Annotated in this window: 24 protein-coding genes, 1 pseudogene and 1 riboswitch; of the genes and pseudogenes, 11 read left to right on the top strand and 14 right to left on the bottom strand. The window is 65.9% G+C overall.

The features are described from left to right. The first annotated feature begins 73 nt into the window (after positions 1 to 73). The 3 genes from ACIA75_RS01850 (at position 74) to ACIA75_RS01840 (ending at position 2,910) form a co-directional block, all read left to right on the top strand. On the top strand, positions 74 to 1,162 hold the full coding sequence (locus ACIA75_RS01850) for an epoxide hydrolase family protein (protein WP_397098849.1): 1,089 nt from the start codon (positions 74 to 76) through the stop codon (positions 1,160 to 1,162). 108 nt (positions 1,163 to 1,270) lie between these two features. Next, positions 1,271 to 1,663 carry a YciI family protein gene (locus ACIA75_RS01845; protein WP_397098847.1) on the top strand — a complete coding sequence of 131 codons (393 nt, stop codon included), beginning with the start codon at positions 1,271 to 1,273 and terminating at the stop codon, positions 1,661 to 1,663. Then, positions 1,660 to 2,910 carry an RNA polymerase sigma factor gene (locus tag ACIA75_RS01840; RefSeq protein ID WP_397098845.1) on the top strand — a complete coding sequence of 417 codons (1,251 nt, stop codon included), beginning with the start codon at positions 1,660 to 1,662 and terminating at the stop codon, positions 2,908 to 2,910. Before ACIA75_RS01845 ends, ACIA75_RS01840 begins: the two co-directional genes overlap by 4 nt. 55 nt (positions 2,911 to 2,965) lie before the next feature. On the opposite strand, the gene ACIA75_RS01835 is transcribed toward ACIA75_RS01840, so the two are convergent. Then, a complete protein-coding gene (locus ACIA75_RS01835; RefSeq protein ID WP_397098843.1) occupies positions 2,966 to 3,319 on the bottom strand; it encodes a nuclear transport factor 2 family protein in 354 nt (117 codons plus the stop codon). Between the two features lie 117 nt (positions 3,320 to 3,436). Between ACIA75_RS01835 and ACIA75_RS01830 the strand changes: the two genes are divergently transcribed. Continuing rightward, on the top strand, positions 3,437 to 4,216 hold the full coding sequence (locus ACIA75_RS01830) for a helix-turn-helix domain-containing protein (protein ID WP_397098841.1): 780 nt from the start codon (positions 3,437 to 3,439) through the stop codon (positions 4,214 to 4,216). A 127-nt stretch (positions 4,217 to 4,343) separates the two neighbouring features. Then, a complete protein-coding gene (locus tag ACIA75_RS01825) occupies positions 4,344 to 4,967 on the top strand; it encodes an NAD(P)-dependent oxidoreductase (protein ID WP_397098839.1) in 624 nt (207 codons plus the stop codon). Between the two features lie 141 nt (positions 4,968 to 5,108). Here ACIA75_RS01825 and ACIA75_RS01820 read toward each other — a convergent pair whose 3' ends face one another. The 3 genes from ACIA75_RS01820 to ACIA75_RS01810 form a co-directional block, all read right to left on the bottom strand. Next, positions 5,109 to 6,257, bottom strand: coding sequence for a GTP-binding protein (locus tag ACIA75_RS01820; RefSeq protein WP_397098837.1), 1,149 nt, complete (start codon positions 6,255 to 6,257; stop codon positions 5,109 to 5,111). 22 nt (positions 6,258 to 6,279) lie between these two features. Further along, positions 6,280 to 6,885, bottom strand: a complete 606-nt coding sequence (locus ACIA75_RS01815; RefSeq protein ID WP_397098835.1) for a hypothetical protein — start codon at positions 6,883 to 6,885, stop codon at positions 6,280 to 6,282. 161 nt (positions 6,886 to 7,046) lie between these two features. Beyond that, positions 7,047 to 7,682 (bottom strand): FMN-dependent NADH-azoreductase, encoded by a 636-nt coding sequence (locus ACIA75_RS01810; protein WP_397098833.1) that lies wholly within the window; start codon positions 7,680 to 7,682, stop codon positions 7,047 to 7,049. Between the two features lie 142 nt (positions 7,683 to 7,824). On the opposite strand from ACIA75_RS01810, the gene ACIA75_RS01805 reads away from it, so the two are divergent. Next, positions 7,825 to 8,256, top strand: coding sequence for a winged helix-turn-helix transcriptional regulator (locus ACIA75_RS01805; RefSeq protein WP_397098831.1), 432 nt, complete (start codon positions 7,825 to 7,827; stop codon positions 8,254 to 8,256). A gap of 243 nt (positions 8,257 to 8,499) precedes the next feature. Here the strand turns inward: ACIA75_RS01805 and ACIA75_RS01800 are convergent, their stop codons facing one another. From ACIA75_RS01800 to ACIA75_RS01790, 3 genes are all read right to left on the bottom strand, one after another. Beyond that, positions 8,500 to 9,255 (bottom strand): class I SAM-dependent methyltransferase, encoded by a 756-nt coding sequence (locus ACIA75_RS01800; protein WP_397098829.1) that lies wholly within the window; start codon positions 9,253 to 9,255, stop codon positions 8,500 to 8,502. A gap of 195 nt (positions 9,256 to 9,450) precedes the next feature. Further along, the gene (locus tag ACIA75_RS01795; protein WP_397098827.1) at positions 9,451 to 9,858 is read right to left on the bottom strand and encodes a DNA-binding protein; all 408 of its coding nucleotides are present in this window, start codon (positions 9,856 to 9,858) and stop codon (positions 9,451 to 9,453) included. Next, on the bottom strand, positions 9,855 to 10,124 hold the full coding sequence (locus ACIA75_RS01790; RefSeq protein ID WP_397098825.1) for a hypothetical protein: 270 nt from the start codon (positions 10,122 to 10,124) through the stop codon (positions 9,855 to 9,857). The genes ACIA75_RS01795 and ACIA75_RS01790 overlap by 4 nt, the downstream gene beginning before the upstream one ends. Before the next feature lie 6 nt (positions 10,125 to 10,130). Here ACIA75_RS01790 and ACIA75_RS01785 point away from each other — a divergent pair. Further along, a pseudogene (locus ACIA75_RS01785) lies at positions 10,131 to 10,304 on the top strand (NUDIX domain-containing protein); the annotation flags it as partial. A 120-nt stretch (positions 10,305 to 10,424) separates the two neighbouring features. Beyond that, positions 10,425 to 11,144: an HAD family hydrolase gene (locus tag ACIA75_RS01780; RefSeq protein ID WP_397098823.1), complete on the top strand. Its 720-nt coding sequence runs from the start codon at positions 10,425 to 10,427 to the stop codon at positions 11,142 to 11,144. Here ACIA75_RS01780 and ACIA75_RS01775 read toward each other — a convergent pair. After that, on the bottom strand, positions 11,138 to 12,592 hold the full coding sequence (locus ACIA75_RS01775) for a helix-turn-helix domain-containing protein (protein ID WP_397098821.1): 1,455 nt from the start codon (positions 12,590 to 12,592) through the stop codon (positions 11,138 to 11,140). The two genes, ACIA75_RS01780 and ACIA75_RS01775, sit on opposite strands and share 7 nt — an antisense overlap. Before the next feature lie 94 nt (positions 12,593 to 12,686). Between ACIA75_RS01775 and ACIA75_RS01770 the strand changes: the two genes are divergently transcribed. Further along, positions 12,687 to 12,989, top strand: coding sequence for a hypothetical protein (locus tag ACIA75_RS01770; protein WP_397098819.1), 303 nt, complete (start codon positions 12,687 to 12,689; stop codon positions 12,987 to 12,989). A gap of 90 nt (positions 12,990 to 13,079) precedes the next feature. Here the strand turns inward: ACIA75_RS01770 and ACIA75_RS01765 are convergent, their stop codons facing one another. Next, positions 13,080 to 13,727 (bottom strand): winged helix-turn-helix transcriptional regulator, encoded by a 648-nt coding sequence (locus ACIA75_RS01765; RefSeq protein ID WP_397100837.1) that lies wholly within the window; start codon positions 13,725 to 13,727, stop codon positions 13,080 to 13,082. Between the two features lie 45 nt (positions 13,728 to 13,772). Between ACIA75_RS01765 and ACIA75_RS01760 the strand changes: the two genes are divergently transcribed. Continuing rightward, positions 13,773 to 14,192 (top strand): DUF1761 domain-containing protein, encoded by a 420-nt coding sequence (locus ACIA75_RS01760; RefSeq protein WP_397098817.1) that lies wholly within the window; start codon positions 13,773 to 13,775, stop codon positions 14,190 to 14,192. Between the two features lie 276 nt (positions 14,193 to 14,468). On the opposite strand, the gene thiC is transcribed toward ACIA75_RS01760, so the two are convergent. Then, the gene (gene thiC / locus ACIA75_RS01755; protein WP_397098815.1) at positions 14,469 to 16,097 is read right to left on the bottom strand and encodes a phosphomethylpyrimidine synthase ThiC; all 1,629 of its coding nucleotides are present in this window, start codon (positions 16,095 to 16,097) and stop codon (positions 14,469 to 14,471) included. Continuing rightward, positions 16,087 to 16,213: riboswitch (TPP riboswitch) on the bottom strand. It overlaps the preceding gene by 11 nt. Positions 16,214 to 16,354: 141 nt before the next feature. Between thiC and ACIA75_RS01750 the strand changes: the two genes are divergently transcribed. Further along, positions 16,355 to 16,933 carry a Uma2 family endonuclease gene (locus ACIA75_RS01750; RefSeq protein ID WP_397098813.1) on the top strand — a complete coding sequence of 193 codons (579 nt, stop codon included), beginning with the start codon at positions 16,355 to 16,357 and terminating at the stop codon, positions 16,931 to 16,933. Here the strand turns inward: ACIA75_RS01750 and ACIA75_RS01745 are convergent. From ACIA75_RS01745 to ACIA75_RS01730, 4 genes are all read right to left on the bottom strand, one after another. Continuing rightward, on the bottom strand, positions 16,930 to 18,642 hold the full coding sequence (locus ACIA75_RS01745) for an ankyrin repeat domain-containing protein (protein ID WP_397098810.1): 1,713 nt from the start codon (positions 18,640 to 18,642) through the stop codon (positions 16,930 to 16,932). The two genes, ACIA75_RS01750 and ACIA75_RS01745, sit on opposite strands and share 4 nt — an antisense overlap. Positions 18,643 to 18,707: 65 nt before the next feature. Continuing rightward, positions 18,708 to 19,544, bottom strand: a complete 837-nt coding sequence (locus ACIA75_RS01740) for an exodeoxyribonuclease III (RefSeq protein WP_397098808.1) — start codon at positions 19,542 to 19,544, stop codon at positions 18,708 to 18,710. A gap of 42 nt (positions 19,545 to 19,586) precedes the next feature. Next, positions 19,587 to 20,591: a GNAT family N-acetyltransferase gene (locus ACIA75_RS01735; protein WP_397098806.1), complete on the bottom strand. Its 1,005-nt coding sequence runs from the start codon at positions 20,589 to 20,591 to the stop codon at positions 19,587 to 19,589. Then, a complete protein-coding gene (locus ACIA75_RS01730; RefSeq protein WP_397098804.1) occupies positions 20,581 to 21,171 on the bottom strand; it encodes a peptide deformylase in 591 nt (196 codons plus the stop codon). Before ACIA75_RS01730 ends, ACIA75_RS01735 begins: the two co-directional genes overlap by 11 nt. Positions 21,172 to 21,247 lie beyond the last annotated feature (76 nt).

Raw genomic sequence — 21,247 nt, 5'->3', positions numbered from 1 at the left:
ACACTTGAAACGGAATGATCCGTTCTGATACTCTCTGAACAGAACAAATCATTCCGTTCCAATAGGAGTCGATATGACCGCCATCCAGCCCTTCCGCATCGAGATCCCCGCAGCCGATCTCGATGACCTGCGTAACCGCCTGGACCGCACCCGCTGGACGGATCAGATCCCCGGGTCCGGTGACGAGTACGGCGTGGGCATCGATCGGGTGCGTCATCTGGCCGAGGTCTGGCGTTCGTTCGACTGGCGCGCCCAGGAGCGCAAACTGAACGCCTATCCCCAGTTCCGCACCGAAATCGACGGTCAGCTGATCCACTTCCTGCATGTCCGGTCGACGGGTGCGCAGGGGTTCCCGTTGATCCTGACTCACGGCTGGCCCGGAACCTTCGTCGAATTCCTCGATCTCGTCGAGCCCCTCACGGCGGCCGGTTTCGACCTGGTCATCCCCTCGGTGCCCGGCTACGGCTTCTCCGGACCGACAACGGAAGCCGGCTGGAACGACGCCCGGATTGCCCGCGCCTGGGCGGAGTTGATGCGTCGCCTCGGCTACCGGCGCTACGGCGCGGTGGGTAACGACGGTGGTTCGGCCATTTCCGCGGAACTGGGTCGATACGCTCCCGAGCAGGTGGTGGGAGTGCATGTCGCGCAGGTGTATTCGTTCCCATCCGGTGATCCCGCCGAAATGGCCGATCTCAGCGCCGACGAGCAGCAGGCGATGGCGACGCTGGACTGGTTCGTCAAGAACAAGATGGGCTTCAACGTCCTGCAATCACAGCAGCCGCAGACTCTCGCGCATGCGCTGGCGGACTCCCCGGCCGGTCTGCTCGGCTGGAACAGTCAGCTGCTCGGACCCGATCTCGACGACGAATTCGTCGTCACGAACATCGCGATCCACTGGTTCACCGGCACCGCCGGCTCGGCGATCCGGCACTACTACGAGAAGGACAAGGCCGAGCAGCCCACCGAACCGAGCACCGTCCCGCTCGCGTTGTCCGGTTCGACCGGCGATTTCCACGGAATCCGGCGTTTTGCCGAGCGCGATCACAACGTGGTGTCCTGGCGGACCCACGACGTGCACAGCCACTACCTGCACCACGCCGCGCCCGCGCTGATGGCCGAGGAGATCACCGTGTTCTTCGACAAATACCGCGGCGGCGAGTAGATCGCGCAAATCGGTTCCGGATCGATGTCGTCGGCGCGGGCACGGTTCCGACGTTCCCGGTGAGGATGGTTCGGACGGATCCATCCACCACCGAGTGAGGAGTAGGTCGTGAAATACGTGATCCTGATTCATTCGAACCCGCAGCCGTGGGGCCACCCGACCGGCGACTACCTGGCCGAATTCCAGGCGCTGCCGCAGGCGGAGCGCGACCGGATCAGCGGTGATTTCGAACGTTTGCTCACCGAGATGCAGGAGAAGGGCGAGTTGCTGGGCGGCGAGGCGCTGGGGTCGCCCGACGCCGCGCGGTTGTACCGATGGGAGGCGGGCCGGGCGGTGGCCGGGGACGGTCCGTACTCCGAGGCAAAGGAGCACCTGGCCGGCTTCTTTCTGATCGATGTGGAGGACCACGCGCGGGCGGAGGAGGTCGCCGCGGTGTTCGCGGGGCCCGGTGAGACGGTCGAACTGCGGCCCACGATGTGGCCGGGAGGCGACGACAGATGACCGCCGATCTCCCGGCGGTGGCCGAGGTGTGGCGCCGGGAGGCGCCGCATATCCTCACCGCTCTGCTGCGCCGTCACGGCGACCTCGGCGAATGCGAGGACGCCGCGCAGGAGGCGGCCGAGGCGGCCACGGTGCGGTGGGCTCGGGACGGGGTGCCGGACAATCCGCGGGGCTGGCTGATCCGGGTGGCCTCGCGGCGGCTCATCGACCGGGTACGCGCCGAGCGTGCGCGGGCCGGCCGGGAAGACGCGGTGGCGTCGGCGAAACCGGGCGATGCCGGTTTCGCGCCCGCCGCCGACCTTCCGGAATCCGGGTCTGCCGACGATACGCTGCGGCTTTTCCTGCTGTGTTGCCATCCGAGCCTCACCCGGTCGTCCCAGGTGGCCCTGACTCTGCACGCTGTCGCCGGTATTCCGGCCGATCGGATCGCCGCCGCCTATCTGGTTCCGGAGCGCACCATGGCGCAGCGGCTCACCCGGGCACGTTCGACGCTGCGCCGGGCAGGCGCCCGGTTCGAGTTACCTGCGCAGGCCGACCTGCCGGCCCGGCTGGCCGCGGTGCTCGACACCTGTCATTTGATGTTCACGACCGGGCACACCGTCAGTACCGGTGCGTCCGTGCATGATCCGGGCCTGGCGGGCGAGGCGATTCGGCTGACCCGAATTCTGCACCGGGCCGTCCCCGATCATGCCGAGGTCGCCGGCGCTCTGGCTCTCATGCTGCTCACCCACGCCCGAGCCGGGGCGCGAACCGATATGCGCGGGGAACTGGTCCCGCTGGCGGAGCAGGACCGCAGCCGGTGGAACGGCGACGCGATAGCGGAGGGTATCGGCATTCTCGAACGGGTGCTGCCTCGGGGACATATCGGTCGCTATCAGCTCGAGGCGGCCATCGCCGCTGTGCACGCCGAAGCCCGCACCTGGGAGAGCACCGACTGGCGGCAGATCGTCGTGCTCTACGCAATGCTCGACCGAGTGGCGCCGAGCCCCGCGATCACCCTCAACCGGGCAGTCGCGATCGCGATGGTGGCGGGCCCGGAAGCCGGGCTGCGGCTGACCGAACCGCTGCTCGACGAACCTGCCATGCGCCGCCACCATCGCACCTACGCGGTCCGTGGTCACCTGCTCGAAATGGCCGGCGACCCGGAGGCGGCGCGGGTGAATTACCGCCGTGCCGCCGCGCTCACGGCAAGCCTGCCGGAACAGCGTTATCTCAACGCCCGACTGCGCCGTCTCGATCTGACCTGAGTTGTCCTGTGTCCGTTGACCCGGTACAGGTGATACCGGTAGCCGTCCCGGGATCTCAGCCCGGAACCTTGTCCAGGAACCCGAGCACGGTCTCGATACGGCCCTGCTCGTCCGTGACCAGGACGTCGAATCCGATGATCACCGGTTCCGCGCCGGCCGGCCCGAGACCCCACTGGAAACGGACCTGGCGGTGGTGGTTGTCCGGTTCGCCGACCTGGGTGAAGACGAATCCCGGGAACTGGTCGTGGACGGCGCCGATGGTGGTGCCGATCGCGTCGCGGCCCGCGGCTTCGGCGAGTGGGTCGGTGTAGGTGGCTTCCGGTGTCCAGTGCTCGGTGAGCAGGGCGGTGCGGGCCTGCGGGTCGGTGCTGTTCCAGGTCTGCAGGTAGGTGGTGACGATGTCGTTCATCGGTTGGTCCCTCCGGAGTCGGGTGAATGTGTGCTCACAGCATTGCCACGATCCGGCGGTCTGACGATTACCTCAGAGGTAATGGGATCGGCTACCGCAGCGGCTAACATCCGTCATATGGCGACACTGGACACCGAAACCTCGATAGGCGGCCTGATCCGCGCGTGGCGGGAGCGGCGGCGGCTGAGCCAGCTGCAGCTGGCCACGCAGGCGGAGGTGTCGACGCGGCATCTGAGTTTTGTGGAGACCGGCCGGTCGCGACCCACCCGGGAGATGATCGAACGGCTCGCCACGCATCTGGACGTACCGCTGCGGGAACGCAATGAACTACTGCTCTCGGCCGGCTACGCGCCCCGCTACGGACAGCGCGACCCGGACGCACCCGAATTACGCGCGGTGATGGACGCCTTCCGCACCCTGCTCGACGCACACCTCCCGCATCCGGCGCTGGTACTGGATCGCGGCTGGGACGTGGTCGATCGCAATACCGCCACCGATGTACTGCTCGAAGGATGCGCCGCGGAGCTGCTCGAACCGCCGGTCAATGCGATCCGAGTCTCCTTGCATCCGGACGGTTTGGCGCCGAGGATCCGTAATCTCGGGCAGTGGCGGGGTCATCTGCTGAGTCAGGTCCGGTCCCGGCTGGCGTCGACCGAGGATCCGCGGTTGCGGTCACTGCTGGAAGAGGTATCGGCCTACCCGTGCCGGGATACGGGGGTCGTGGCGCGGGCCGATGTGGTGGTACCGCTCCGGTTGAGTATCGGCGAGACCGAGTTCTCCTTTTTCAGTATCACCACCTCGGCGATGTCGGCGACCGATATCACGATCGACGAACTGCATATCGAGGCCTTCTACCCAGCGGACGAGGCGACGGTGCGAGCCTTCCGCGCGATGTGAGCGTCCGTAGAAGCACGTGTAGACGCTCGCTTATGTAGAAGAGTGTTCGAGCCATGTTCCGTCTCGCTTCTGACGGCTGTACTGGATTCAGTCACCAGCCAACACTTTTCGACACTCAGGAGCGGATATGCGAATCGCGGTTTTCGGAGCCACCGGTACGGTCGGCCGGCACGTCGTCGACCAGGCGCTCGAGCGCGGGTACGAGGTCACCGCGCTCACCCGGGACGCCGCCCGGATCACCCGGGCACACGAACGACTGCACATCGTGGCGGGCGATGTGCTCGACCCCGGCGCGGTCGAACGCGCCGTCACCGGCCAGGACGCGGTCGTAGTGGTGCTCGGCAACGGCCGCAAAGGTGTGGTGCGGGCCGAGGGCACCCGGACGGTCATCGAGGCGATGAACCGGGCCGGGGTGAAACGGCTCGTCTGCCAGTCCACCCTCGGCGCCGGCGACAGCCGGGGAAACCTGAACTTCGTCTGGAAATACATCATGTTCGGCCTGCTGCTGCGCCCCGCCTACGCCGACCACCAGCAGCAGGAGTCCTACGTTCGAGCTAGCGATCTGGATTGGACCATCGTGCGCCCCAGCGCTTTCACCGACGGACCCCGCACCGGCACCTACCGCCACGGATTCGGCCCGACCGAAACCGGTCTCGATCTGAAGATCGCGCGGGCCGATATCGCGGAATTCCTGCTGAACCAGGTGACCGACCGCACCTACGTGCACCGGGCGCCGGGGCTCTCCAACTGAACTCGGCCGGATCAGTGCAACCGCCGTCACACCCGGTGGTTGCTCGGTGCCGGAAACCGCGCCGGGGAGCCGGAATCGGTCGAGGCGGTGATGGGGCGCCGGTCGTCCGGGGCGCGGCACTGCCGGAGCGTGGCATTGAGTTCAGGAATGCTCATGGACAGCGTCCCATACGGGAAACGGGTCGGGGTAGGTGGTCCATACACCCGGCCCGGCCGCGTATTCGGTGTCGGTGAGCAGCGCTTCGTCCAGCATCTCCCGCAAGGCAGCCCGATCGAGGCGGACCCCGATGAAAACGATTTCCTGACCTGCCGGGATCTCCAGCGACGACCACCACGCGGCGGGTTCGAAGGTGAGGTTCGGCCCCGCCTGCGACCAGATCGCGGCGAGGTCGGGGCGGCTGGCGATCCAGCAGAAACCTTTGCTGCGCAACAGCCGGCGCACCTGGGCCAATGCGTCGGCCAGGCGCTGCGGGTGGAACGGCCGGTCGGCGCGGTAGGTCAGGCTGCTGATCCCGTATTCCTCGGTTTCCGGCACATGACCACCGGCCAGTTCGTCGGCCCAGCCCTCGGTGCTCGCCGCGGCCACCGGATCGTAGCGGCCGGTAGCGAGTACCTCGCTCAGGTCCACGATGCCGTTGCTGGTGCGGATCAGTTCGGCCCGCGGGTTCATCCGCCGCACGGTCGCTTCCACAGCACCCACGATCTGCGGGCTCACCAGGTCGGTCTTGTTGATCAGCAGGACATCGGCGAATTCCACCTGGTCGGCGAGGAGATCGGCGATACCGCGTTCGTCGCCGTCGCCGGCTTCCAGATGGCGGGCGGCAAGTGTTTCGCCGCGGGTGATCTCGGTGAGGAAAGTGGCGGCGTCCACGACCGTCACCATGGTGTCGAGGCGGGCGAGTTCGCCGAGGGAGAAGCCGTCCTCGAATTCCCATTCGAACGTCGCCGCCACCGGCATCGGTTCGGAGATACCGGTGGATTCGATCACCAGCTGGTCGAATCGCCCTTCACGGGCGAGCTTTCCTACCGCCTCGATCAGGTCTTCACGCAGTGTGCAGCAGATACAGCCGTTGGTGAGTTCGACCAGCTTCTCCTGCGTCCGGTCCAGATGGCCCTGGCCGGCGACGAGGGCCGCGTCGATGTTCACCTCGCTCATATCGTTCACGATCACCGCGACGCGGCGGCCTTCGCGGTTGGCGAGTATGTGGTTGAGCAGGGTGGTTTTACCGGCGCCGAGGAATCCGGACAGCACGGTCACCGGAAGCGGCCGGGGAAGCGCAGAACTGGTCATCAGTAAATGGTAACCATTTTCATTAAGAGCAGTCCGACCGGGCCGCCGCACTACGGGTGATGCGCTGCCGGACCACGATGATCAGGCAGAGGCCGACGCCCAAAGTGGTCGCGTAGACGGGGAAAGCCCATACCGCCGGCTCCCACACGGTGATCGTGAGCAGCGTGATGATTCCGTTCACCGCCACGAGACCGAAGACGAGCGGGTTCTCGGTGCCGGGCGCGGACCAGGCTTTACGGAAGGTTGGAATCGCCGCGGCCAGATCACCGAGCACGGCGAAGATCACGGCTGTCTGCGGATCATCCCACCCGAGCCAGATCGCCAGCGCGACAACCGAAGCGGCCCCGCAGAGCAGATCAGCGAACGACACCCGCCAATAGCTCGACCTGTTCGCGAACGACGCAAGGAACACCACTGCCGGGCCCGCGCCCATCGAGAACGTGAGGACCGCAGACAGGCCGACACCGTCGTCGAGTTGGGCGCCGAACCCGGTCAGCGACGCGGCAGCCCACAGGAACCACGAGAGACGATTCGGTTTCACCTCGCCACGTACAGTGAGCAGGGCGTAACTGAGCGTTCCCACCATGCTGAGGGCGGCACCGAGGAAGACGAACCGTGGATCGATCACCGGTCCACGAGAACATCGGAATCCCCGGCCCGGCAACCGGACCGGTCCGGACACCACCGGGAAGCGGCGCCCGGATCATCCGCCTCCGGGCCGGTGCCGAGCTCACACGGCGCAGGGCTGTCCGACGTCGCGGCTGTTGTGGGCAGTGACTGCTGGTGGTCTCAGGCTGCGGTCGTGATGGCGATCGTCGCGGCGAGTTCACGAGCACGGGCGTGGGCGTCGGACATGGATGCCTCGTGTATCGGGACGAGTTCGGCGAGAGCCGGCGTATCGGGGGCCATGGTGAGCTCGGGGACCACGGCAGTGACATCGAGTCCCAGCAGTTCCTCGCGTCCGAGCACTGCCTCGAGGGTGGGCACGACGTAGTCGAAGCCGTGGTTGGGCGCGCCGGGACCGTAGCTGCCACCGCGGGCGGAGATCAGCACCGCCGGCCGTCCGGCGGCCGGGGACGGCCTGAACGTACGACCGGAGACGATGATCTGATCGAGCCAGGCCTTGAACACCGATGGCATCGACAGGTTGTACATCGGGACCGTGAACAGGTAGGCCCCGGCGCCGAGGAACTCCGCGATGAGCTCGTCCTGCAATGCGGCTGCGGCAGACTGCTCGTCGCTGTAATGGGCGGGGTCGGTGACGCGGGCCGTGATACCGGCAGCGCTGATATGCGGCACGGGTGCGGCGGCGAGGTCGCGGTGGACAACCTCACCGCCCCATCCCTCGCGGAACGACCGGGCGACCCGGCGCGAAACCGAGGACTCGCCGAGCGCGGAGGAGTCGATGTGAAGCAGGTACGACATGGATGTTCCCTTCGGGTAGTGGTATCGAGAGTGCGCTCCGGTGATCGACCGGAGCGAGTCGTTGTCGTGGAGCGTTGTGTGGTCGCCGACCGGGTCTTACATACTGGTAGTGCGGTTGCACACCAGATGAGAGGCGAATGGGATGGCGTCAGCGCGACAGATCAGCGGCCCGTGCCAGGCGTGGCCGGAGGACAGCGCCTTCATTCGTGAGGTGCTCGATCGCATCGGCGACAAGTGGACGGTGTTGGTCATCGGCACCCTGAGTGCGGGCTCGTTGCGTTACTCCGACCTGCAAGCGAGCATCCCGGGCATCTCCCAGCGGATGCTGACCCAGACCCTCAAGCACCTCGAGCGCGACGGACTGATCACGCGGACCGCGTACCCCGAAGTCCCGCCGCGGGTGGAGTACGAACTGACGGACCTGGGGCGGTCTCTGTTGGGTGCAGTGTCGGCGATGGCTGGTTGGGCCGCCACTCACCACGGTGAAATCGCCGACAACCGCGCCAGCAGTGAGCTGACCGGAGTCGGCAGAAACAAGGCATCGGTCCGCGCGTCGGCCGGCGGATCGAGCTGACTGCTCAACCATCTTGCTCACCTCACTAGTAGTGCGTAACACCATCATGAGTGAGTAATGGAGACCTTACAAAAGGCACTTCTAAGTGCGTCGGCATCGCCCGGCGCGCCCGGTGTCGGTCGGTTCGCGGTCGCCGGCGCCGAGACATCGTGGAGTGACTACCGCCAGAATCGGTGTCCCGGAGAAGCTTTCGCGGCCGATTCGCCTCGGCTCGTTGTACGCCGCGGAAGTCTCGCCCAGGTTTCAGGATTTTTCGGCTTGGATCAGGGTGCGGGTGGAATGTGCGACAAACGGGCCGTGCTGTCGGATCTGGTCGTGCAATCGGTGGAGTCGATCGAGATGGGCTTCGATGGTGAAGCCGGGAACCATCCAGACGACCTTGCGCAGGAAGTACACCACCGCGCCGACGTCGTTGAACTCCATGCGTAGCCGCCCGCTGCGCAGGTCGACGATCTGCAAGCCTGCGGCCTCCGCCGCGGCGGCTTCGTCGTCGGGCCGGCGTTTGCGTCGCGCCGCGGGCTGCGGACCCAGGAAATATTCGACCAGCTCGAACGCGCTGGCGGGTCCGACGTGCTGGGCAAGGTAACTTCCGCCGGGTCGCAGCACGCGCGCGATCTCGTCCCACCAAACCGTGGCCGGATGCCTGCTGGTGACCAGATCGAACGCCGCGTCGGCAAACGGCAGCGGCGGCTCGTCCGGATCGGCGACGACGACCGCACCCCGCGGATGGAGCAGCGCGGTAGCTTTGGCGATATTGGGTGGCCACGACTCGGTGGCGGCCATGGTCGGCGGAAATTTCTCGGCCTCGGCCAGCACCTCACCACCACCGGTCTGGATGTCGAGAGCGGCATTCACGGTCGCGAGCCGAGCACTCATCAGCCGTTGATAACCCCACGACGGCCGCTGCTCGGTGGCCCGGCCGTCGAGCCACGAGAAGTCCCACCCCGCCACCGGTGCCGCCGCGGCTTCCTCCAGCAGCTCCTCGAACGATCGCCCCATGTGGGAACAGTCTGCCAGCGACCGCGCGGGAAGATCGATTGGCACTCCCGGCCGTCGATCACCCCGGCGGCCCTGGCGTCCGCGCCCACTGCCCAGCTGAAAGCGGGTCCCGGCGGCACCGGGCGGCACTGCCCGTCTGCCAGTCGGCTCGTACCGCCGTGGACAGTCTGTGGTTCGCGCGCGGACCGGATGGGCTCACACGTCGTGGATGACGACCCGATCGCCGCAGAGCTTTTCCCAGTCGTCGCGGTCCGAGGTGAGTACCAGTGTGGAGGCTGGGCCTCGTAATGCCATGGCGGCGACCAACGCAGCGATCGCGTATCTGTGACCGTGCAAGCCGCCCGCGGCGCGAAGTAATTTCACTGCGCTCAGCGAGTCGTCGGGGAGGGCTGATTCGACCCGTAACCGGGAGAGATACCAGTTCAGGCGTGCGATATCGGTTTTGCCGTGGGCGGCCTCGACGATCGTCAAAACCGAAACCCGGACCGGGATGCCCGCTCGGCGAGCGGCCTCGACCCGAGCGGTCAGCGCCCGGTCCTTCTCCAGGAGCAGGCCGAGCGCCTGGCAATCGAGAACAATCGACCGGATCTGGACTTCGGTCACGCGGCGCCGCGACCGGTAGTTGCGTTGCCCGAACCGAACATCTCTCGCGCCGCCGCCTCGATCTCGGCTTCGGTGAGCGGTTCGTTGGCCGATTCGTACTCGGCGACGATCTCGGCCAATCCGTCCATCTCGAGCTGGTGGCGCACCGCTTCGGTGATATACGCCGATACGTTGCGTTGACCCGCCCGGGCGCGGACTGCGGTCAGTAGATCGGTCGGTATGGATACCGACACGTTGGAGGTTGAGCCTGCACGTGTAGTAGACACCGTCCTATTGTACGACAAAGTTTATTACAATCATCGGTCAATTCGACCCGTGGAGCTGCCGGAGGGTACGTCGACCACGCCGAGGATGTCGCTACCGCGGCCGCCCGTGAGGTCGAAGGTGAGACCGGGTGGCATCCACGCGCGATGGAACACCGCATGACCCATCAGCCCGTAATCGGAACCTGGGGCCATCCCCAGCAGATCTACCTGGCGCGTGGTGCCGAGCTCACCGAGACCCTGCCGGGCCCACACACTTACCTACCACCCGGTGGATCTCGAAGAGTCTGCCAGAATGACCTCATGACTGCGGTGCGCTCGGGACTCGTCATATGGGATATCGACGGCACCCTGATCCCCGCGGACTTGCGATGGCTACGGAGGGCAATTGCGCGCACTTATGCTCTGGCGGAGTCGCAAGTTGTTTTCCCTGCAGCGCGAGTGCACGGATATACCGATGAGTCGATTGTCGTAGAAACTGTTGTTGCGTCGGGTATCTCGCAGGAAACGGCAGAGGGGAAAATCGCTCGTTTCCATGACGAACTGGCAAGTGTGATGCACGAGGGCGAAGAGGAGTTGGCGCGAGACCAGCCGGCTTATGCCGGCGGGGCCGAGTCGATCGCCGAACTCGACAAGCATGGGTTCGTGCAGACTGTCTTGACCGGAAATATGCGATACGCGGCGGAAACCAAGCTCAGAGTAGCTGGCCTGGACTCACGCCTGCGACTCGACCTCGGCGCCTACGGCTCGGATTCCCGGGACAGGCTGGAATTGCCCGCTGTCGTTGCCGACCGATATCTCGAACAGTTCGGAACCCGCCTTCCCATTGCACAGACAGTGGTCATAGGTGACGCTCCGAACGACATTTACTGTGCCCGCCACGCAGGCTTCCGGATCATTGCCTTAACGCACCGGATGACGCGCCGCGAGCTGATCGAACACACACCCGATGCGATCCTCGATGGCCTGGATCCGTCCTCGGTTGTTCCCGCGGTCCGATCACTGACCGGTGCGACTCACTGAATCTCGGCACTTCGGATCCGCTCCCGCAGTTCCCGAACGGGCTGCTCGTTTCGCCACGGTGCGGTTCTCTCGATAGCCCGCTGCGCACGTTCGATACCACGGTGGTTGCCCATGGCAACGAGACTGCTGTGTGTTTCTCCGAGGATCCGGCACCCCTCTTCGAGTTCGCCGATCTGGTTGTATGCGCTGGCCATATCGACCTGCGCTGCGAGCCCCACATTCCGGTTCCCGTCTCCTGTGGCATTACACGCCTTGTCGAGAACAGAAATCGCTTTGCGAGGCTTATTCAGGAAGAGCCAGCACGTGCCCTCGTATACCAGGAGTCGACCAGCATCCCAGTCACTGAAAAGTCCGGTGCGGTCGATCTGGTCAATATCCTCGGCCGCCCGGCGCGCGCGAGACATAGCTTCCTGACACTCCCGTTCGAGCTCGAGCACCGCATATGCCTGAGCGAACTCGGCACCGATCCTTGCCCGGGCGGCCGGTGGCAAGCGATCCGCGAGCGTTGCGGCGTCTCTGAGGATCCGCAGTCCAATGATGACATCGCCGTCCGAACCGATCAGTGTCGCGGCATCCGAGCGCAAATTGCTTTCGAATATCCGAGCCACTCCGCCGATGACCGGATCGCGCAGGTCGTCTGCCAGCTTTCGCGCAAACGCGCAGTGTGAAAGCGCCATAGCACGATCGCCAACAGCGCTCCATATCCTGCTTGCGACAATGGAGGTCTCACCGAGCAGCGATCCGAGTTGTCCCTTCATTGGGCTATCGGCGGCGTTTCGGAACAGGGCGGAAATAGTGTCTCGGTGCGCCTCGATGGGACCTAAAAGCGCACCCGGCGCCACGTTCTGCCGCTGACCGGCCAGCAGTCGGGTGACCTCGGTCAAGCTTGTCATCGCGTGTTCGGATATTCGCTGTGAGCGAAGGTATGCGCCGATTTGTTCACGATCCAATGGCAGCTCGATGTCCGGCGCTTCCGCTGACGACCCTGAATGGGTGCGTGGCCCGAGGACGCCAAAAGGCACACAACCGCATTGTTCACCCACGGAACCCGCAGCATCTACTCGGCCGATGTTTTGACGGGTGGCCTTCCGGTCCTGCTTGATCCGGTCGTGTATCGCGATGAGCTCACCGTCGGCATCGAGCCCGGCATCTATGGCCGTAACAAGCTCTCGAGAAGGAAGATTCGCGTCCTCCCATTCGGTCATGGATACGTACTGTCGGGTGTAGCCGATCCGGCTGGCAAGTTCGCGCTGGCTCAACCCCGCCGCCCGTCGGCGACTCCTGATTTCGCGTGCAAGTTCGTCAGCGACCTCAGCGCGCTGAAGTGTGTGGTCGGGCACCGCTACCCGTTCGGCATTCCCCTCCTGCATGACTCGATTCTGGTGGAAAGCGCACAGCGGCAACTGTCTTTCACCGGTATTGCCACCTTTCTTGCCATTCGATTCCACCGCTGTCCTGGGACGGACAGCCGACCTGACCTTCCAGAGGGGAACAGCGAATGAGAACCACCGGTACCCACGCGCAGCCCGACCAGGTGGCGCCATGAACCACTCGATCGCGTTCGGCTGGATCGACTATGAAATCAGCCGTGCACCCGAATGGGATCGCGCCCAGATGCAACGCCTCGCCCGCCACCTCGGCTACCGCCTCGTATGGCCCGACGAACGGTCGGTGTTGCGAGTGTCCGACCAGGCACGCAATGCCGGGGCCGACCTGGTGATCCTGCTGGCACCCGATCACCTGAGCCCGCTCGAACTCAACGCGGTGATGGATGTGGCCGATGTGGAAACCGTGGTGCCGCGACTCAGCTTCGCCCGCTGGACCTTCGCGAAGGTGGGCCCATGAGCGCCGCGGTGGCGGCTGGTTTCGCCATCGTGATCGGACTACCGATGCTGGTGATCGCCGCGACGATCTGGTGGCCGTGATGCGCTTCGGTCACCTTCGGGCAGCGAAGGCCGCCCGAAGGGCGTTCGAGTCGCCGCGGAACTCGCTCGCGACGACGGCATCCTCGATGCTCATTGCTCCCGCCGCGAGGCCGACGATGACATCGGGCGCTGCAATGAGGACTGTCTCGGGCAGGTCGTCAGGGCGGGCGAACGCGCTCGGGCCTTCCTCGTCGATCCGCAGGACCATGGCGAAGCCGTCGGTCTCGATGCCGAGTTCGATGGGAGGCGAGGCGGTCGCGCCCCGGAGCAGCGCGGGTAGTGCGAGGGTGAGCCAGCGCGGCTGGAACGCATCGTCTCCGCGTCCGGTCGCGAGCAACGGCGCTCCCCAGCGGCCGAGCGCTTCCATGGGCTCCCGCAGTCCCTCGCCCCAGGGCGTGAGGGCGTACGCGACGCTTCCGTCCGCCAAGCGGCGCTCGACGATTCCGTTCGCTTCCAAGCTCCGCAGTCGCTCGGCGAGGAGGTTCGTCGCAATGCCCTCGAGCGAACTCTTCAGCTCGGTGTATCGCATCGGGCCGGGGAGGAGTTCGCGCACGATGAGGAGGGTCCAGCGCTCGCCCACAATGTCCAGAGTGCGCGCGAGCGCGCAGAACTGTCCGTAGGTTCGGGAGCGCTTCGACTTATGATTGACTTTATCCATCATGGTTGATTATATCAACTTAAATTGTCGAGAAGGGGGTTCCCCGTGGAGCTGAGCATCAGTTGGCCGGCCGTCGTGGTCGCGATCGTGGTCGGGTCGGCGATCGCGTGGGTCTGGTACAGCGATTGGGGCCTGTTCGGCAGCGCCTGGCGGAAGCTGACCGGCGTGACCAAGGAAGACTCCGCGCGAGCAGGCAAGGCTCCGTTCCTCGTCCTGGTGGCATCGATCGTCGTCACTACTCTCGCCCTCGCCGTCTCTTGCTCCCTCGCGTCCTCGTTCTTCGGCAGCGATTCAGTATGGCTCGCCCTGGCCGTCGGCTTTGCCGCCTGGCTCGGGTTCTCGCTCTCGACGCTTGCGCAGCACAACGGCTTCGAGCAGAAGCCCGGTCGACTCACCATGATCAATAGCGCTTATCAGCTCGTGTTGTTCCTGGGTGTGGCAACCCCCATCGGTTTGCTGCAGTAGTAGGGCCGCCACATCCAGCTTCGTAGGGCCGAGTTGCGCTGCGGGTTCGACCCGGGCGAGTAGGGGCCCGGTAAGTGCCCGGCCGGGAGCGTGGCCTGGAGAGGGACCGCCGAGCCGAGGATGAGCCTCAGGGAGTTCGCTTCAAAGGCGACTTGAATAGCACTCAAATGTTACTCGAATAGCACTGGATTGGGTGACATTTGACCGGTGTAGTAGCGCGGGAGCGGATTCCCCTTTGAGAACTTTTCCCAAAGGGGAATCCGCTGGGTAGACCTGTCAGGTGGTGATCGGCAGGTACACGCGCTTACCGGAATCGGTGAATTCGGCGGACTTCTCCGCCATCCCCGCCTCGATGGCCTGCACATCGGTAAGGTTGTGCTGCTCCGCGTAATCGCGGACATCCTGCGAGATCCGCATCGAGCAGAATTTCGGCCCGCACATCGAGCAGAAATGCGCGGTTTTCGCGGGTTCCGCGGGCATCGTCTCGTCGTGGTACTCGCGGGCGGTGTCCGGGTCCAGGGACAGGGCGAACTGGTCACGCCAGCGAAATTCGAAACGGGCCTTGGACAATTCGTCGTCGCGGCGCTGGGCGTGCGGGTGGCCCTTGGCGAGATCAGCGGCGTGCGCGGCGATCTTGTAGGTGATCACGCCGGTTTTCACGTCGTCACGGTTGGGCAGGCCGAGGTGTTCCTTCGGCGTGACATAACACAGCATCGCGGTGCCGGCCTGCGCGATCATCGCCGCGCCGATAGCCGAGGTGATGTGGTCGTAGGCGGGCGCGATATCGGTGGCCAGCGGGCCGAGAGTGTAGAAGGGCGCTTCCTCACACAGCTCCTCTTCCAGCCGCACATTCTCGACGATCTTGTGCATCGGCACATGGCCCGGGCCTTCGATCATCACCTGCACGCCATGCGCTTTCGCGACCTTGGTGAGCTCACCGAGCGTCCGGAGTTCGGCGAACTGCGCCTCGTCGTTCGCATCGGCGATGGAACCCGGCCGCAAGCCGTCGCCGAGCGAGAACGTCACGTCGTAGCGCGCCAGGATCTCGCACAGCTCCTCGAAGTGTGTGTACAGGAACGATTCCCGATGATGGGCCAGGCACCACGCGGCCATGATCGAACCGCCGCGCGAGACGATCCCGGTGACCCGTTTCGCGGTGAGCGGCACATACCGCAGCAGCACACCGGCGTGCACGGTCATATAGTCGACGCCCTGTTCGCACTGTTCGAGCACGGTGTCGCGGTAGAGCTCCCAGGTGAGCGCGGCCGGATCGCCGTTCACCTTTTCCAGCGCCTGATAGATCGGCACGGTGCCGACCGGTACGGGCGAGTTGCGCAGGATCCACTCGCGGGTTTCGTGGATGTTCTTGCCGGTGGACAGATCCATGATGGTGTCGGCGCCCCAGCGGGTGGCCCACACCATCTTCTCGACCTCCTCGGCGATCGACGACGAGACCGCGGAGTTACCGATATTGGCGTTGATCTTCACCAGGAATTTCTTGCCGATGATGGTCGGTTCCAGCTCCGGATGCCGGTGGTTGGCCGGGATCACGGCCCGCCCCGCGGCGACCTCCGTGCGCACCAGGTCGGCCGGGACTCCTTCACGGGCTGCGATGAATCGCATCTCCGGAGTGACGAGCCCCGCCCGTGCCCAGGCCAGCTGGGTCCGCGGTCCCGGTATTTCCGGCTTCGCCCAGGCGTCCCGTAATTTCGGCAGCCCCGCTTCCAGATCGATGGTCGCCGAATCGTCCGTGTACGGCCCCGAGGTGTCGTAGACGTCGAAATTCTCGCCGTTGGTCAGATGGATCCGCCGCACCGGAACGCGCAGGCCGTCCACCTCCCGATAGTGCTTGACGCTGCCCTCGATCGGACCCGTGGTCACGGAATCGACAGATGTGCCCGTCATTTTTCCTCCCTACGCCGGCATTACCCGGTCAGGTTCGTACGGTCGACAGCCCTGAACGCCCCGATGGGGCTAGCCGTCCTCTCAGCCCGCTGGTGCGAGCCCCCGTTGGATGAAATTTTCCGCCGCCGACCCTACTCGCTCGCGGGTCGCGCTGCCGGTCGGCGGGGTTCCTGCACCTGTCCGCCGCGAATGTGACATCACCCGGCGTAAGTTGTCCGAATACGGCTTCTGGGGGTCGTGAGCGATAGGGTCGAACGGTGACGCTCTCGCATGGATCGCTGATGACTGTGGACGAGTTCGAAGAACTCGATGCCGCGGCCCAGCGCATATCCGAGGGACTGCGGCTGGAGTACCTGAGCGGTCTGCTGGCGGCGAAAGCGCGCCCGGACGTGAACCACGGCCGGGTCATCCAGTGGCTGGCCCGCTTCCTCGTACCGCGCAGGTCGGAACTGTGGCTTTTCGCCGACCGCGGCCTGCGGGCCGGGCGTGGCAGTGGCAGCCGGGTACGCCCGGACGCGATACTCGCGCCCGCGTCCGCGTTCGCGGGGGAGGGCGAATGGTCGGATCCGCAGCCGGTGTTCATGACCATCGAGATCAGCTCCCGGGCGCAGCACACCGAACTGCGGGATCGGCTGGACAAACCGTTCCTCTACGCCGCCACCGGTATCCCGCTCTACCTGCTGATCGACCGCGGCTCCGCGGAGGTCAACATTTTCAGCGAACCCGACGACGGCCGCTACGCCTCCCGCGAAACCGTCCCGTTCGGCACCGATATCGAAATCCCCGAACCGCTCGGGGTCATCCTGGCCACCGACCCCCTCCTGGACTGGACCTAGATTCCGCCGCCGCAGCCCCCGCCGCCGCCACCCGTATCGCCGCCGGCGCTGCACCCGCTGTAGCCCCCGCCGCTCCCATCTGATGTGTACGGCCCCCGGTCCCCGCTCCCGTCCTGGGAGGTGCGGCCGGAACCGGCACCCCCGGACCCCTGGCCGGAGCGCCGGCGCCGTACACCCAGGATCGCGGCGATACGTCCGGGTTCCTCGTCCAGGAACTCGGCCACGATATCGACGAGATGTAGTCGGTAGTGCAGTTCGCGTACGGCCTTGTCCGCTTCCTGACGGGCGTGGGCTCGGGCCCAGCGGTACGGTTCGGCAGCCTTTGCGACGGCCGCGGACGCGTTCTCCTGTGCTTGCTGGAAGCTCATACCGTGGTCACGCTCGAAATCGGCAAGGAACTGATCCATGGCGGCCTTGCGCACAGCCATGAGCATGCGGCGGTTGCTGCTGTACAGGTCCGGGCGCTGCTGCATCTTCTGGCGTTTGCCGAATGCCCATGTCAGGGGGTTCCAGATCCGCAGCGGCCCAGGATCCCAGGCTTCCCATGCGTCCTGTGCGCGTCTATCCGCCTCGGCCCGGGCGGCGTCGCGCAGGGCACGGAGTTCGTCCTGTCGTGTGCGGGCCTGTACTTCCGCCGGGGCCGCGTTCGCTGCCGCCCGGGCAATCCGGTAGCGCAGCCGCCAATAGTCGCGGTCGGGTGCAGCGCTGCCGATCGTCCTGTTGAAGGTGTTTCGCGGCGAGATCTTCGCCCGTCCGGCCTCGCGCAACAACCGGGTCATATCGTCGAGTCCGTACTCCACCGCCACGTCCAGGGCCGTCCTACCCTCGTCGTCGGCGGCAGTCAGCGCGGCATCCGCAGCGAGCAACAGTTGCGCGATCTCGCTGTGTTCGTGCCGCGCCGCGAGGTGCAGTGCAGTCCAGCCGTTCGGTGTCCGGGCCATGGGGTCCGCGCCGAGTCCGAGCAGTCTCTCGGTTTCCGCGACCCGGCCGTCGGCGACAACGTCAAGTAGCGATATCCCTTCGCCCGGCACCGGGCCCCCGGCCGCATCCGGTACCACCAGCAGGCTCGCGATCTTGTACCTGTGGTGGGCGGCAGCGATATCCTGGGGTGTGTGCCCGGCCGTGTTCCGTGCATCCGGATCCGCGCCGGCCTCGATGAGTCGCCGTACTACCGTCGGCGAACCGGAACGTGCCGCGAGATGCAGTGGGGTGTCTCCGTCTTCCGTGATCTGCCCCGATTCGACCGCTACCCGGACCATCGCCGGATTGCCATGGAAGAACATCAGATCCAGCGGTGACCCCGTGTGCTGGTCCTTCGGATAGAGGTCGGCACCTGCCGCCAGGAGGATTCGGACGATCTCGGGATGGTTTCCGAGAACGGCGCATTCCAGTGACGACCGCCGGAAACGGTACCGCGCTGCCGGGTCCGCGCCCGCGTCGAGCAATATCCGGACTATCTCGGCATCTCCTCGTGTGGCAGCCAGTTCCAGTACCGAAGGCGATTTCTTGTGCCCGACAGCCGGGTCGGCGCCCTGATCCAGCAGTTCGCGGATTATTTCCGGATCTCCCCCTTCGACCGCCACCGATAAGGCGGTGCGGCCCGCCTTGGTCATCGTGTTCGGATCCACTCCGCCCCGGACGAGCTCGAGGATCCGATCGAGGAAACCCTGACCGATCGCATTGGTCAACGCCTGCTCCGGTGAATTCATCAGCGCTCCTCCCGCCCCGATGCCCACAGCCATCGGAAATCCCGCTCCCCGAGCCGAGGGATCTCTTACGCCGCGCCCCCGGAGGTGGCATCGTCGAACACCGCGATCACCGGTGCGTGGTCGCTGGCCCCCTTGCCCTTCCGTTCCTCCCGGTCCACACCGGCATCGACCACGGTAGCCGACAGTGCCGGGGACGCGAGGATGAAATCGATGCGCATACCTTCCTTCCGGGGGAAGCGCAGCTGCGTGTAATCCCAGTAGGTGTAGACACCGGGCCCGGGCGCGAAGGGACGCATGACATCGGTGAAACCGGTCGCGGTGATCGCCGCGAAAGCATCCCGTTCCGGCTGGGAGATATGGGTTTTGCCGGCGAAGAATTCGGGGGACCAGACATCGTCGTCGGTGGGCGCGATATTCCAGTCTCCGACGAGCGCGGTCCTGCTGCCGGGGTTGTCGGCCAGCCACCGGGCGGCGTTCCCGCGCAGTGCCGCCAGCCAGGCGAGTTTGTACTCGTAGTGCGGATCGGTCAGGGAGCGGCCGTTGGGTACGTAGAGGCTCCACACCCGGACGCCGCCGCAGGTCGCGCCCAGCGCCCGGGCCTCGACGGTGGGGGTGGTGATCAGCGCGTCCGCGGCGTCCCGGTCGAATCCGGGCTGATCCGGGAAACCGATTTCCACCTCCTCGAGCCCGACCCGGGAGGCTATCGCCACCCCGTTCCACTGGTTGAGCCCCACATGCGCGACCTCGTAACCGGCCTCGGTGAACTGCTCGAACGGGAACTGGTCGTCGCGGCATTTGGTTTCCTGTAGTGCTACGACATCGATGTCCTGGCGGTCGAGCCAGGCCAGGACCCGGTCCTGCCGGGAGCGGATCGAGTTGACATTCCAGGTGGCCAGTCGCACAGACTTCCTAATTTCTCGCGGGATGTGTCGGTCGCACCACGGCTAAGGTGTGGCCGCGGAACCTCCGGGGACGGCGTAGCGGTAGCTGTGGTGATCGAGGAAGCCCAGCTCGCCGAACAGTTCCAGTGCATCCACATTACCGGCCTCGACCTGCACGTACGCGTGGGTTGCGCCACGGTCGTGACCCCAGCGCAGCAGTTCCCCGCACACCAGGGCCGCCAAGCCGTGGCGGCGGTGGGCGGCCACCACGGCCACACAGGTCAGGCCGACCCAGCGGCGGCCGTCCGAGGCGGTGGTGAGGGCGCCGCGGGCGATCGCGATGGGACTGGGCAGACCCAAGGAGGCGAAGCCCAGCTGTCCCTCGTGGACCGCGGAGAGCACCTCGGGCAGCGGCACGGTGGCCGTATGACCGCTCGGTTCGTCGCCGCGGTGCCGGTGGATCTCCAGCCAGGCGATATCGGGTTCGGGGGCGATGCGCACCATGGACGGCCCCTGCGGAAGCACGAAATTTTCCAGATCGATGCCCAGGACCCGGGTTTCTCCCCAGCTGTTCCAGCCCGGCGGTACGGTGGCCAGCCGGTCGGGTAGCGCGAGCTGCAGCGGCAGCCCTTTCGCCGTGTACCAGGCCCCGATCCGCTGCAGCGTTTCCGGCGTGACCCGAGCCGGTCCGCTCGAATCACCAATGGGCACAGCCGAATTGGCGCGACGGGTGTAGCCGTGTCCGGCGCGCAGCATCCAGCCGTCGATCCAGGCGTATTCGGTACCCGGCCAGCCGTAGGCCGCCGCGGATTCCAGGGTGCGGATCTCGGAGGTGCGAATGGGTCGCGGCGCCAGCGTTTTCAGGGCGACCACGCCGGCGGCGGGGATCATCACCGGATGGCCGTCGGCGGCCATGACGGTGAGTGGATTCGTCGAGATCACCTCGCCGATGACGTCGGTCAGCGGCGGTTCGCTGCCCTCCGGCAACCGATAACGGACCACCACCCGTTCGCCGATCGGGATATCCGCCGCGGGGTTGTTCTCGGGTTCGGGCGGTTCAGTCGTCATGTCCGAAGGGATCCGGGTCGCTACCGGGAAGCCAGCTCAGGCCCGGAACGCCCCAGCCGCTGCGTTTCACTGTTTTCTTCGCCGCGCGCGCGTAGCGGCCGGTCAGCACATCGATATAGAGGTACCCGTCCAGATGTCCGACCTCGTGCTGCAGCATGCGGGCGAAGAACCCCGTGCCCTCGATCGTGACCGGCTCGCCGTGCTCGTCGGTTCCGGTGACCTTCGCCCAGTCGGCGCGGCCGGTGGGGAACTGTTCTCCCGGTACGGAAAGACATCCCTCTTCGTCGTCGTCGGGGTCCGGCATGGTTTCCGGGATCTCCGAGGTCTCCAAAACGGGGTTGATCACGGCCCCGCGGCGCCGCGCCACCGTACCGTCGGCCGCCCGGTCGGGGCAGTCGTAGACGAAGAGTCGCCTGGACACGCCGACCTGGTTGGCGGCCAGGCCCACGCCGTTGGCAGCGTCCAGCGTTTCGTACATATCGGTGATCAGCCCGGCCAGTTCGGCCGGTGATTCGGTCACCGGCTCGGTCGGACGGTGCAGTACGGGATCACCGACGATCACGATGGGCAGGATTGACATGCCGACGAGCTTATTGGGGTCGGTGCCGCGATAGGAAAAGGGCCTGTTCGGCGGAGGCGCGGGCGCGGTTCCGGTC

It is taken from the genome of Nocardia sp. NPDC051750 (assembly GCF_044453135.1).
Classification (GTDB): Bacteria; Actinomycetota; Actinomycetes; order Mycobacteriales; family Mycobacteriaceae; genus Nocardia.
This window is presented reverse-complemented; position numbering and strand designations above follow the sequence as displayed.